11 protein-coding genes are annotated in these 12,074 nt (G+C 67.3%); 7 read left to right on the top strand and 4 right to left on the bottom strand.

Annotation, left to right across the window (positions count from 1 at the left end; genetic code table 11):
* Positions 1–77 precede the first annotated feature (77 nt).
* On the bottom strand, positions 78–1,196 hold the full coding sequence (locus ACI79G_RS15390; RefSeq protein WP_456881990.1) for a DNA cytosine methyltransferase: 1,119 nt from the start codon (positions 1,194–1,196) through the stop codon (positions 78–80).
* A 9-nt stretch (positions 1,197–1,205) separates the two neighbouring features.
* Positions 1,206–1,628, bottom strand: a complete 423-nt coding sequence (locus tag ACI79G_RS15395; protein WP_456881991.1) for a very short patch repair endonuclease — start codon at positions 1,626–1,628, stop codon at positions 1,206–1,208.
* 206 nt (positions 1,629–1,834) lie between these two features.
* Here ACI79G_RS15395 and ACI79G_RS15400 point away from each other — a divergent pair, with 206 nt between their 5' ends.
* Complete coding sequence (locus ACI79G_RS15400) at positions 1,835–2,911, top strand: DNA cytosine methyltransferase (protein ID WP_456881992.1); 1,077 nt, start codon at positions 1,835–1,837, stop codon at positions 2,909–2,911.
* Between the two features lie 21 nt (positions 2,912–2,932).
* Here the strand turns inward: ACI79G_RS15400 and ACI79G_RS15405 are convergent, their stop codons facing one another.
* Both ACI79G_RS15405 and ACI79G_RS15410 read right to left on the bottom strand, forming a co-directional pair.
* Positions 2,933–3,829: a NaeI family type II restriction endonuclease gene (locus tag ACI79G_RS15405; RefSeq protein WP_456881993.1), complete on the bottom strand. Its 897-nt coding sequence runs from the start codon at positions 3,827–3,829 to the stop codon at positions 2,933–2,935.
* Between the two features lie 145 nt (positions 3,830–3,974).
* Complete coding sequence (locus ACI79G_RS15410; protein WP_456881994.1) at positions 3,975–4,892, bottom strand: DUF3883 domain-containing protein; 918 nt, start codon at positions 4,890–4,892, stop codon at positions 3,975–3,977.
* Positions 4,893–5,209: 317 nt separating this feature from the next.
* Between ACI79G_RS15410 and ACI79G_RS15415 the strand changes: the two genes are divergently transcribed.
* The 6 genes from ACI79G_RS15415 (at position 5,210) to ACI79G_RS15440 (ending at position 11,999) form a co-directional block, all read left to right on the top strand.
* Positions 5,210–6,039 (top strand): IS5 family transposase gene (locus ACI79G_RS15415; RefSeq protein ID WP_456881995.1). Its coding sequence is split into 2 segments (ribosomal slippage): positions 5,210–5,566 and positions 5,569–6,039, totalling 828 coding nucleotides; the frame shifts between segments, so codons are not numbered across the junction.
* A 386-nt stretch (positions 6,040–6,425) separates the two neighbouring features.
* Positions 6,426–6,560, top strand: coding sequence for a hypothetical protein (locus tag ACI79G_RS15420; protein ID WP_456873665.1), 135 nt, complete (start codon positions 6,426–6,428; stop codon positions 6,558–6,560).
* A 147-nt stretch (positions 6,561–6,707) separates the two neighbouring features.
* Positions 6,708–8,642 (top strand): hypothetical protein, encoded by a 1,935-nt coding sequence (locus tag ACI79G_RS15425; RefSeq protein ID WP_456881996.1) that lies wholly within the window; start codon positions 6,708–6,710, stop codon positions 8,640–8,642.
* 417 nt (positions 8,643–9,059) lie between these two features.
* Positions 9,060–9,608, top strand: coding sequence for a hypothetical protein (locus tag ACI79G_RS15430; protein ID WP_456881997.1), 549 nt, complete (start codon positions 9,060–9,062; stop codon positions 9,606–9,608).
* On the top strand, positions 9,608–10,522 hold the full coding sequence (locus tag ACI79G_RS15435) for a DUF6339 family protein (RefSeq protein ID WP_456881998.1): 915 nt from the start codon (positions 9,608–9,610) through the stop codon (positions 10,520–10,522). Before ACI79G_RS15430 ends, ACI79G_RS15435 begins: the two co-directional genes overlap by 1 nt.
* A 217-nt stretch (positions 10,523–10,739) precedes the next feature.
* Positions 10,740–11,999, top strand: coding sequence for a hypothetical protein (locus ACI79G_RS15440; RefSeq protein WP_456881999.1), 1,260 nt, complete (start codon positions 10,740–10,742; stop codon positions 11,997–11,999).
* Positions 12,000–12,074: the final 75 nt, after the last annotated feature.

Below are 12,074 nucleotides of genomic sequence, written 5' to 3' on the forward strand. Positions count from 1 at the left end.
GGCTGGCGTCCATCGGGCCGGACCCGAACTCGGTCGATCGTTGCGAGGGGTGGGACTACCCCGCACAGATTCCGGTCTCAGGACGTCTTCAGTCTCTCGGAGACGACCTCGGCGACCGCCCTCGCCAACGGCGGGGGGACGGCGTTGCCGATTTGACGGGCGATCTCGGCCTTGCTGCCGCACCAGAGGTGGCGGTCGTCGAAGCCCTGGACGACCGCTGCCTCGGCGTGGGTGAGCGCTCGATTGACCTGCTCACCGCCGTTCTCCCACTGCGGGTGCAGGAAGCGTCCCTTCTCGGGCCGGAAGAACTCGGTGCGGATCGTCACCGCGGGTTCGTCCCAACGCAGCCGGCCGAGGACGTCGCCGGCTCCTCTGGCGTGCCGGCGCCAGCAGGGGTACTGCAGCTCCCCGGGCAGATCGAACCGCCCTTGTCCCGGCGCGATGTGCGCGTAGCGGATCTCCGAGAGGAGATCGTGATTCCGGGTGACGTGCAGGTCCTGGAGCTTGAAGGTCCCCGGGACCTCGTGCGCCTGGAAGTCGACGACGCTCTCGGGGAGCCACGTCTCGCGGACGCGAGGCTCCAGGACAACTGGCCCCTCGAGGAAGGCCTCCCTCAGGTTCGTCCACTGCTTCAAGCCCTCGATAGGCCTCTTCGCGTGCGTCAGCCGAGGCTCGTCCACCGGACCGATCCGCGAGCCGACGACAAAGGTGCGGACGCGCTTCTGCGGCGTGCCGAAGTCCGCGGCGTTGAGCCGGAAGACCCGGGTGTCGAAGTCGGCGAGCTCACCGTCCTCGCTCGCCGCCTGCCGAAGCAGCCGGAACTCCGGGGTCTTGGCGAACCGGTCGACGTTCTCGAAGACGAACATCCGCGCGTCGGACTCGCGTACGACCCGCACGAACTCCCGCCACAGCTGGTTGCGCACGTCCGCGGGGTCGCGCTTGCCGAGGGCGGAGAAGCCCTGACACGGCGGCCCACCGATGACGACGTCGACCCGCGGGACGTCGGTGTAGCCGGCGATGTCCCCGGCGTAGGTGTGCTCCCCCGTCGGGTCGAAGTTCGCGGCGTAGGTCGCGGCCGCCGTCCTGTTGATCTCCACGGCGCCGACGCTCGTGAAGCTCCCCTGGTCGAGGAAACCCCGGGTCAGCCCCCCGCAGCCGGCGAACAGGTCGAGCAACGTGAAGCCATCCCCCCGCACCGCCTCACGCTAGCCGGCGCCACCGACGGTCCTCGACGCCGACTCGCCGTGCTCCTGACCACACGAGGTTCCGAGCGCCCGTAGCACCCGCCCGAGGGCCTCTTCGGGTGACTCGTGCTCCCAGACCTCTACGACCGTCCAGCCGAGGTCCTCGAGATGATGACGGGTCTCCTCGTCCCGGAGCCTGTTCTTCTCGATCTTCTGCCGCCACCAGTCGGCGTTGGAGGCCGGCCAGGTGGCATGAATCGGGCAGCCGTGCCAGAAGCAGCCGTGGACGTTGACCGCCACGTGCGCCTTGGTGAATGCGATGTCGAGCTTCCGTCTCGGCATACCCGGGACCGGCCAGCCGACCCGGTACCGCTTCCCCCGGCTGTGGAGCAAGCGTCGTAGCGCCAGCTCGGGAGCCGTGTCGGCGCGGGCCTGCTTGCTCATCCGGGCCGTCACCCCAGGCGAGCTGGGTTTAGGGCTCGTCGGCTGAGTCACCTACTCCGCCCCTCGACAAAGCCATAGCGTGATGCACGTCGCTCCTGTCCTTCCGCGCAGATCCAGGCGGCGGCCAGGAGGTCCGCGACGCGGCGTGCCACCCGGTCCTGTCGGAGCAGCCACCTAGCATCCCCCTCGTGTCAGACGCCCCCACCATGATCGACCTCTTCGCCGGCTGCGGAGGCATGACGGCAGGCTTCGTCGACGAGGGCTTCCAGCCAGTCAAGGCTGTCGAGCACAACCTCCACGCCGCAGCTACCTACGCAGCGAATTTCGGTGAGAAGCACATGTTCTGGGGAGACATCGCAGACTTCCCTGACTCCGAAATTCCCGAGGTCGATGTCATCATCGGCGGCCCACCCTGTCAGGGCTTCTCCAACCTTGGCAGCAAGGACATCAACGACCCGCGCAATCAACTGTGGAAACAGTATCTGCGCTTCGTCGATCGGGCCCACCCACAAGTCTTCATGATCGAGAATGTCGACAGGTTCCGATCGAGCGCCGAATTCCAGCTCCTCTTGAAGGAGGCCGAAGGGGGCATCCTCCGCGACTACGAGTTGACTCACGGCCTGCTACTGGCGGCCGACTACGGCGTCGCTCAGCGACGGACGCGGACGATCATCATCGGCTCACGAGTCGGCCGCATCCCCATGCCTGAACGAACTCACGCGAAGGGTGAGCCGCTCCGCGTCCAACCGTGGCGAACTGTGCGGGACCGCATCGGCCACCTTCAGGAACCGACCACCACGGAACTCCCAGAAGAAACTGCCAAATACTTCGGCCAGACGGTCCCAGGCGAGTTCAAGTCACTCGACCTACATTTCGGCCGCCGTCCTCGGGATACCTCACTCAAGCGCTATGCCCACATCCCACCTGGCGGGGGGCGCTTCGACCTCCCCCGGGATTTGCTGCCGCCCTGCTGGCGCAAGAAGCCCACAGGTACCACGGACGTCATGGGCCGCCTCGAATGGGACGCCCCCTCGGTGACAATACGCACCGAGTTCTTCAAGCCCGAGAAGGGGCGCTACCTACACCCGCAGTGGGAACGGGACAACCCCGACAAGCAGGTCAACCGAGTGATCACACACCTGGAAGCCGCTCTGCTCCAGGACTTCCCGGAAAAGTTCCGGTGGTGTGGCTCGAAGATCGAGATCGCGAGGCAGATCGGCAATGCTGTGCCGGTGGGCTTGGCTACTGCGCTGGCAGCTCACGTGAAGTCGTATCTTCGCTAGCGCAGACCTCAAGACCGAGTGTCACGTCGGCCGTGTACTCACTTCACTCGGCGTGAAAAGGACGTTGCGCCGCCGACGTTCCTCTGCCCGCGATCTCGAGGATCCGTCAGTTCTGAGACACACCCACTGGCTGCCGTTCGCAGGAACAGGGCCGCCGAGTTCCATGGCACGGGCACGGTTGCTCAGTCGATGTCCGTTCAGCACCTCGAAACCCTCTTCTAGGAGAACTTGGCGCGTAGCACCACGGAACCGGCGCCCTTCGTCGACCTGCTGCCCGATCGACTCGATGGTGTGCCGGTCGATGATCACTCCGTCACATCGACGGAACAGCTCCCGCGCACGCTCATCACCACCCCTGTGCCTCAGGATGGCCTCACGGTCTTCGGAGTGAAGCTGCAACAGGAAGTTGGGCGGCAGCGGGCTCCCCTTGGGAGCGAGCCAACGAACTGCGGAACGACTCGACGAAATGCGCACCGTTCGCTTGCCGTCCTGATTTCCCCCTACGAGCAGCGCCTCATTGATGCGCAGCACGCCCACAGCGAAGCTACAGGCGGAATCGTCGGCCCAAACCACCAGGCAGATGTGCCCGACCGCCTCTCGGGGGATCTGCCAGCCACCGAAGTTCTTGGACCACTTGCAGTCCACGTCGACGCCATCGACCCGGTAGTCCATCCCCTCCTGCCCACAGGACAGGTCGAATGCGGCTCGAATGACATGCTCCACTTTGACGCCGACGTAGGCCTTCTCTTGATCTCCGCACGCATCGAGGTCCCAACGGCCCGTCCGAGCGGTGTCGATCACCTCGTCCAGGCTTGTCCGGATACAGCGACCAAGAGTCCCGATCACGTCCTCCTTATTTTGGAACCACGTCAGGACGCGATCAAGGTCCAGGTCTTGGCCGTAGCGGCTGGACTGCACCTCATCACTTTGCCGGCCCGCAGCATCTCTCATACGAGCACACGCTCATGGCCTGACAGAACACCTCGCGCGCCGATCCGCGCTCACGGATTCGAGTCAGCAGGCAGAGTCCTGCGCCCATGGCGCCGCGGGAGCCCCGCGGCCGTCATCCGTCCAAGGAGTAGGTGTACCCGGTAGGCGACAACCGATCGGGGTCCAGCGACCAGGGGTCGAGCAGCAAGGGAACGCCGCCCGAGGCCGACACCGGCTGGCCAGGTTCGGCGACCAATCGGATGTCACTGAGCACGTACAGCGCTGCGTTCAAAGGATTGGCCACCGCAAGTGCGACTTCGTTCGGGGTCAGCAGGACATGGTCGCCGGCTGTCGTGGTCCCCTTGACCTCCACGTAGCGCACCTCGCCGTCACGCCGGCAGTGAAGGTCGTAGCTGCTGGTCGCGGCGACGTCCTCCACTTCCCACCCTTGGGACTCGTAGTGCTCCGTCGCCCGCCGCATGGCCAACTGCTCAACGGCGATCCGGACAACAGCGTCGGCCATGGCTCCCTGCCCACGGTGGCGCCTCGCACCGTTCTGCCCAGCAACGCTTAGGGTCGCCAGCGCCAGCTCGAGTCGGTGCGCGTCGCGCTGCTTGGCGACGAAGCCCGGGATCCGGAAGCTCAACCGGATCCGTTTGCGCTCGTTCCCCTGGGACGTCGGCTTGGCCGCGGGTGAGCGGCCGATGGGTCCCTGGGCCCGGGTGATCGTCCGACGCAGCGCGTCCATGTCCGACTCCAAGCGCAGGGTTACGGGATAGGCCCTTCCCTGCAGCCGCAGGCGGCGCTCCTCGGGAGGAAGTGAGGCCACCACTTTCGAGTCGACGGCGGCGTCCGTCAGGACGGCGTCGAGTGTGCGGAGCCGCCCCAGCAAGATCTCCAGCGCGCGCGGATAGTCCCGGTTTCGCGCAACACCGCCCCCGCGGCCCGCCCCGCCCGCGCTGTGCAGGATCAGGTCGAGCCAGGAATTCCGGGCTTCCACCTCAAACGTGGCGACGAGCAGCCGTCCGTCATCGTCCTGCGGTTGCCTCATGACTCCCCTGCTCGACCTCTCCCCCGCCACGGTGACGGAGGGGCGCATCGTCGCATCGTGTTCGAGGGCAGCGCTGAGCGACCAACGGCAGGCGCAACCATCACCGCCTGGCCTCACTCCATCAGGTCATCAGGTCTTCACCCTGGACCACAGGTCTTGCCGCCGGACCACCGCACCACTACAAGTACGCACGTACCGTTGATACGCCTCTAGAGTTTGGCGGAACGTCTGAAGTCCCTCCGAGTCCTTAGAAGACGTTGCAGAAGTAGGTCGTTGAGCCCTGTTCGGCCCTGACGGTTCGGCGCAGCTTGTCGAGCATGTCCTCGCCGGCGTCTTCCCCGTCGCCCCGGCTGGTCAGCGATGAGCTGTGGACGCTGTTCGAGCCGTTGATCCCACCACAGCCGCTGGCGGTGCACGGACGCACCGGCCGGCCTCGGGTCTCCGACCGGGACGTGCTCGAGGGCATCGCCTTCGTGCTCTCCACCGGCATCGACTGGACCAAGCTGCCCCGCGAGCTCGGCTTCGGGTCGGGCTGGACCTGCTGGCGGCGGATGCGCCAGTGGGCCGAGGCCGGCGTGTTCGAACGCGTTCATCAGACCGTGCTCGATCGCCTCGGGGAGCAGGGTGAGCTGGACTGGTCGCGGGCGTCTTTGGACTCGGTCAGCGTCCGGGCGAAAAGGGGGGTGCGCTGACCGGGCCGAACCCGACCGACCGGGCCAAGGCCGGCAGCAAGTACCACCTGCTCGTCGACGCCCACGGCCTGCCGCTCAACGTGCTGGTCTCAGCGGCCAACCGGCACGACAGCCTGTTCGTCGAACCACTGCTGGACTCGATGCCGGCGATCAAGCGCGGCGGCCGCGGACATCCCCGTCGCCGACCGGTCAAGCTGCACGGGGACAAGGGCTATGACAACCCGCGGGTCCGCCGCTACCTCCCCCGGCGCGGGATCACCGCCCGGATCGCCCGCATCGGCCGCGACTCCAGCGCCCGATTGGGCCGGCACCGATGGGTCGTCGAACGGACCCTCGGCTGGCTGCTGTCCTACAAACGCCTCGCCCCGCGCTACGACCGCACCGCCACGACCATCACCGCCCTGGCCCGACTCGCGATCACCCTCATCTGCGCCCGACGGCTACCGACCAACTAATGCAATGACTTTTTAGGGAGTTCCTTGACCAGCTCGCCCGACACGATCCGGGACCTGCCTCGCCCCGTCCTGCAGATCGCCGTCGATGTCACGGGTTGGCCCGAGCACCTACGAGAGCGGCTTCTGGCCCTGGCCGCGGAGTTGCAGGACGAAGCCGCACGGCCAGTTCCGGAGGACGTCGAGCCGTCGGGTTGGACGCGTGAACTCCTCGAGCAGGCGCTGGACGCTCTGACGTCCGCCGGCGCAGCGGTCCAGGCGAAGGCCATCCGGCGGGCCGCGGAGAACGGCGAACGGTGTCTAGGGCGGAGGTCTACGAGCTGGGGCGCTATTCGCCCAAGCGGAAGCTCCGCGGGTTCACGCGCCCCACGACTCGAATCGCTCAGGTGATGCGCGACTGCGGTGACCTGCCGGAGGACGCAGACGAACTGCTCGTCACCCAGTACGACCCCGACGTCAAGGGCTATCAGCCGACCACCGGGTTCTCCGTCCCGCCCGAGGTGGTCAAGCTGCTGCGCGACTGAGACGCCTCCACAGCCGTCGCGCCCTTCAGCCCAGCGGCACCCGTGGTGTCGGTCTCGACTCCGACTGCAGTCGGGCCTGCGTCTCTCCGAAAGAGACCCCAGTCGAACCGACGTGCTCCTTCGAGGAGTACGTGAGAGGAGTCATGCATGAGCGCCTGCCAGTGGACCTGGGAGGAGCAGAGCAAGACCTACGGCAACTACGGCAACGCCAACCAGTGGACGGTCAACGCCGGTCTGACCTCCCTGGCTCGAGAGAGCTGCCAGAACTCCGCGGACGCGCGTGTCGGGACGAGTGCGGACCTCGTCTACACCTTCATCACCCTGACCGGGGACGCCCGCCGCGACTTCGAGTCCGCCCTCGGATGGGAGTCGGTGCTGCGCCCGCATCTGCAGGCCATGACCGCCGGTGCCAACGGAGCCGTTGCGGCGGGTCAGATCCGCGCCGGCCTCGAGGCCCTCGGGCAGTCCGACCGCCTCGTCCTCCTGCGCATCGACGACTACGGCTGCCGGGGTCTGACGGGACCTGAGTTCCCCGACGCCGAAACCCCCGAGGACAAGTACGGCAACTTCATCAAACTCTGCCGCCTGGACCTGTTCAGCGGCAAGGACCAGGCCTCCGGTGGGTCCTTCGGCCTCGGCAAGGCCGTCTACTGGCGGTTCAGCGGTCTGCAGACCGTCCTGTTTAACAGCGTCCTCTCGGCTGAGGACGCTGTTCAAGGGAACCGGCTCAACCGCGTCTTCGGAGTCAACCAGGGCACCGTGCACCGAGTCGGCGGCAAGGCCTACCAGGGCCGCGGCTACTTCGGCGTGCCCGACGAGGACGGCGCAGCGCGGAGCACCTGGAACAGCGAGGACCTCGTGCGCCGCCTGCACCTGCACCGAGAGGACGATCGCCCGGGCACCTCGGCGCTGGTCCTGGCCTTCTACGACCCCGACGACCCGGTGACCGAGGACGAGACGCCGGGCAAGGTCGTGGAGCGACTCGCCCGCGGGCTCCGCTACGGGATCGAGGAGAGCTTCTGGCCATTGCTCACTCGCGGCGGCATGCGCGTCCGCATCCGACACGTGGACAACGGCACGCTGAAGAGTGACACGCCCGTCGACCCGTCCGAGACGTACGCCGAACTGGTCCGGGCCCTAAAGCGCTACGACGCGGGTGACGTCGACCAGACCCTGGAGAAGCCCTACGACGTCGTGGTCCGTCCCCTACCGATCGAGGTCTCACGCCGCCGCACCGGCGACCAGCACGACCGGTTCACGCACCAGGCTCGTCTGGTCGTGACGCTCTCGGACGACAACCGAGACGGGCTCGAGGACCGGGTCTGCCTGTTCAGGAAGCCTGAGATGGTCGTGCAGACGATCGACAAGCGCTACGAGGGCCGGCGGTACCACGCGTTCGTCGTCGCAGGTGCCGCGGTGACCCCGACCGCCCCGACTACGGATGACCGGCGAGCCGACGACTTCCTGCGCTTCTCCGAACCACCGGCGCACGACAGGTGGATCCCTGGCAGCGGGCGACACCAGACTTCACAGGTCAACCTGACAGCCAATTACATCGCGCCATGGGTGCCGAACCTGATCGCGATTGACCGGCGGGTCCGCGAAGCCCTCGACGAGCTCTTTGACGTGATCCCGACTCCGGACGACAAGGGGCCTCAGAGCGTCCTGCGACATCTCCGCTTTCTGAAGAGCGACACGCCCGGCAGCGTCAGTGCAGGCGGCGCCCCGCGGAAGCCGGTCATCGAGATCGTCGACTGGAAGGTGCGGGACGGGAGTTGGCAGGTCGAGGTCGAGGTCCAGGCCAAGAACCGCGACGACGGCTGGTCGCTCGAACCCTCGCTGGTCCTCGTCGGGCTGGACGGTGGACGGCAGTCGGTGAAGTGGTCTGGGGACCTCGTCGCTGTCGACGGGTGCAGTACCGCCGGCGGACGCGTACTCATCCCCGCTCGACCCCGTGCCCGCAAGGTCACCGCTCGCTTCAAGGGGACATCGATCGCGGATCTCCCCATCCCGGCGGACATGTCCGTCATGGACGTCCTGACCGGCCCCACCGGCCCCCTGCAGACGGAGGAGGGAGCATGACCGCTCGCTACGCCTGGCCCCAGTTCAGACGGGCGATGGCCCTCACCGTCGCCGCGGTCAGGTTCGACGGGGTGCCGGCCGACGTCGTCGACGACGCTCTGCAGCGGATCCACCTCGACGGGGTGGAGGCCGACTGGGAGCTGCTGGAGATCGACGTAGAGGTTGCTGCCGCGGAGCCACGACCCTCCGACCTTGCACACGTCACCTGCCACGCGTACGTGATGTTGTCGAGCGGGACGACGAACAGCCGCATCCCTGCCGTGCTCCGCGCGGTGTGGACTGATCACTGGCAAGGACAGCTTCGGGCTCGGCGCGCGGAGCTGGGCGGCGTCATGACGCTGCAGGCGTACGTGACCGCGCCGGACGCGGATGACCGTCCACTCCTCCGCGGCTCGTCCTCGCCGTGGTCCGTGGTCCGTGGTCCTCGAGAAGGGAACCCCACCCGCAGCGGCGACGCGGACCCCCGTCACGACGAGATGGGTCGACTTCAGTGGGACGGATGCGCCGCTCCTGTGCCGCACGTACTCGTCTGCGCCCTACGCCGTCGCGCTGGAGGGCTCGACCCCGGTCCTGTACCTGAACAGCGGCCAGAAGCAATTTCAGAAGTTGCTCCTCAACGAGTACGCGAAAGAAGAACGGCGTCGTCTTCGCGACACCTTCTCGACGATTATCGCCGCATCGGTGACCCGCACCCTCGTCCAAGCGGCGTTCGACGAGCTCGTCACCAACTCGGCCGGCAACGAGGAGGCCGTTCCACCGGAAGACCCGGTGCTCCGGCAGGCCTGCGGGGCAGTCGCGGACGTCATGCGCTCGGTGTCCGACGTACAGGACCTCTACACCCGCGTGTACCAGGCCCAGGGCTCGCTCGCCGATCTCCGGGCCGTGTGGTCCGAGGTCGAGCTCGCCATCGGTGAGCTCGTATCACTCAACCAGAACATCGTCGACTTCGCCGAGGAGGTCCGCTGATGGCCGAGACGCTGCACCGGTTCACTCGAGAGCTCGACGGCTTCGAGCGAGAGCGGCTGGCGGAGGGCGGCGCGAGTTTCGACGCCCTCGAAAAAGTCGTCGAGCGACACGGTCAGACCGTTCCTGTCGATGTCCTCGATGGGCTCATGCGGCGCTTCCACGAGCTCGTCGACCAGCGTCGCTGGGCGTCCGCTGAGGAATCCGACCGATGGTTGGCCCCGCGACTGCACGCAGCTCTTCGGCTCACCAGGTCCGAGGCCGGGCACCGTGGCCTGTGGCATTGGCTCGCCCTCCGATACCGGGGCTATGTGACCTACCGGTGGACGGGCGCCGAAGGGGTGGCACGCGAACGCTGGTTCGGCGCCATCAACAAGCAGGCTTTGGCCCGCCTGTGGTGGGGGGCGGAGCTCTTCCGCGACGGCGAGGACTACAGCCCGGTCGAGTTCCTGTTCATCCGCCAGGACATGCCGAACAGCTACCTCCACCGCCCGCTGGTCCGTTGCCGGCCGTTGGCCCTTGGAATGGTCGACCAGCTCCAGGAGATCGGCGGAGACGAGGGCCCCAAGGCCAGTCAGGTCAACGACCTGGCACGGGTGCTCAACCTGACGACGGCCGGTATTCCACCGGAGGCGGAGACCGGCTTCGTCCGCGACGACGCAGCCGCCTACGACGCCTGGTTGCAGGCCCACTTCCCGCCCAATCACGACTGGGACAAGCTCCCGCTCGGGCCATCCACTGGCCGGCGGTCGGATGCCACTGAGACGGCCGGGCGTCGAATCGCGGCCCGAGGATGGGCCCTGGCGCCGAGCGTCGCGGAGGCGGTCGGCGCGAAGGGGTCGGCCAAGCGATCACTGCGGGGCGCTCTGCGCGTGGGGGCCCGGCGCGTGGGTACGCGCCACACGGCCCAGAGTTGAGCCGTGTCCCGGGCATGCCCACTCGGCAGGCCTGGGACAAGGCCAGACGGGCCGAGGTGCGCCCGGGACTCAGCGGACGCAATGACCCGGGCAAGCGCCTTCACCTTTGTGGAGACATGCGTGTCGAGCGACCTGGTTGCGTGGGCACGGACCGTCATGCTGAGTCGCCGAGCAATCACCAGTCACTGCGCAGGAACCCTGGAGAGAGTGAGCCACCGTGGCGCCCCGCGAAGAAGTAAATAAGGTCGTCGTCCCGCTGCCCAGTACCAACCTGCGCGGCTTGGACGACCTACTAGCGGGTGTCGACTCCGACGGCGACAGCCGAGCTGTCATCTCTCGTCTGCTCGACGAACTCGCCGGTGTGCCTTCCATGACGGTCGAGGCAGCCGAGTGGCACGGCGACACGTCGGCCTTTCACGCTATGAACATCAGTCCTGCCTCCGAGATCGGCCGCGCCATCTCCGCCATCTTCGCTTCCACGGGGAGGACCTCATCCACGGGCACCCTGTATCGGATGGTCGTGCCGAGCGATCTGGCGGCAGGCGTGGCCAGTGGCGCCCTGCGACCGATGCAGGCAGCTGCAGGCGTGGGCCTGCGATCCCCCATCGTCGATGGTGCCGGAAACGTCCGTGGTCACGCTGGCTTCGTTCCGGTGAGGCTCAACCGTAGCGCTGTCCTGTCCTCGGTCGGGATCAGCGTCGCGCTCGCCGCGGTCACCGCCATCCTGGAGTACCAGGCGCGCAAGGACGAACTGGCTCGGTTCGACCGGATCGAGGAAGCGCTCAGGCTCGTCAAGCAGGAGCAGGAGGATGAGACCATCGCCGAGCTCAAGGCCTCGTGGCAACTCCTGAAGGAGGCCGCGGCCGTCCTGGTCGGCGGGCAGCCCCTCGGTTCCCCGAATGGCGTGGACGCAGCAGCCTTCCATGCGCGCAAGGCGTTCGAGAAGACGGCGAGGAAGGCGAGCCGTCTGGCGGCCATAGGCGAGGTCATCGAGGCGGAACCGACGCCGGACGCCCTCGGGCGGGAACTCCGGAAGCTCGGCCTTGAGCCTCGACAGATGCAGCCGGAGCTCGAACTGGTGTTCTCGGCGCTACAACTGGAGCGCGCACGGATCCTGCTGGTGGCGGAACAGTCAACTCGCCGTGACAGCCAGGGGCAGTCTGTGGACAAGATCATGGCGCTGTTGCGACGCAGCCTGGCCGACGTCCTCGAGGTCGAGTCGCAGCTCCAGGGACTGGCGGACCGACTCGACACCGTCCAACTGAAGATGCCTGACGGGATCCTGTCCGGCTGGTGGAGCAACGGGCGAACCGAGCACGCCCTCTTCCACCAGTACCTGCTCCACGTCGTGACGAACGACATCCGTCGGGCACTCGCACCCGCCTCGGAGAAGCCGCTGGCCGTCGACATCGTCTACGCGCAGGACGGGACGATGACCCTCCTTGACCCGTCCTGGGCCAAGGGCCCCCGGTCCTGACCCGTCGGGCCGGCGAGTGGGCGCGGAGCCGTCTGCTCGCCGGCAGGCGCTGAAGACAGACTCGTCTTCAGTTCT

Source organism: Geodermatophilus sp. SYSU D00779 (assembly GCF_054050595.1).

What these genes read in the sequence shown, in the direction of transcription:
- ACI79G_RS15400 (WP_456881992.1), top strand. Translation starts at nt 1,835, where the DNA reads ATGATCGACCTCTTCGCCGGCTGCGGAGGCATGACGGCAGGCTTCGTC.
- ACI79G_RS15425 (WP_456881996.1), top strand. Translation starts at nt 6,708, where the DNA reads ATGAGCGCCTGCCAGTGGACCTGGGAGGAGCAGAGCAAGACCTACGGC.
- ACI79G_RS15395 (WP_456881991.1), bottom strand. Translation starts at nt 1,628, where the DNA reads ATGAGCAAGCAGGCCCGCGCCGACACGGCTCCCGAGCTGGCGCTACGA.
- ACI79G_RS15420 (WP_456873665.1), top strand. Translation starts at nt 6,426, where the DNA reads ATGCGCGACTGCGGTGACCTGCCGGAGGACGCAGACGAACTGCTCGTC.
- ACI79G_RS15410 (WP_456881994.1), bottom strand. Translation starts at nt 4,892, where the DNA reads ATGAGGCAACCGCAGGACGATGACGGACGGCTGCTCGTCGCCACGTTT.
- ACI79G_RS15435 (WP_456881998.1), top strand. Translation starts at nt 9,608, where the DNA reads ATGGCCGAGACGCTGCACCGGTTCACTCGAGAGCTCGACGGCTTCGAG.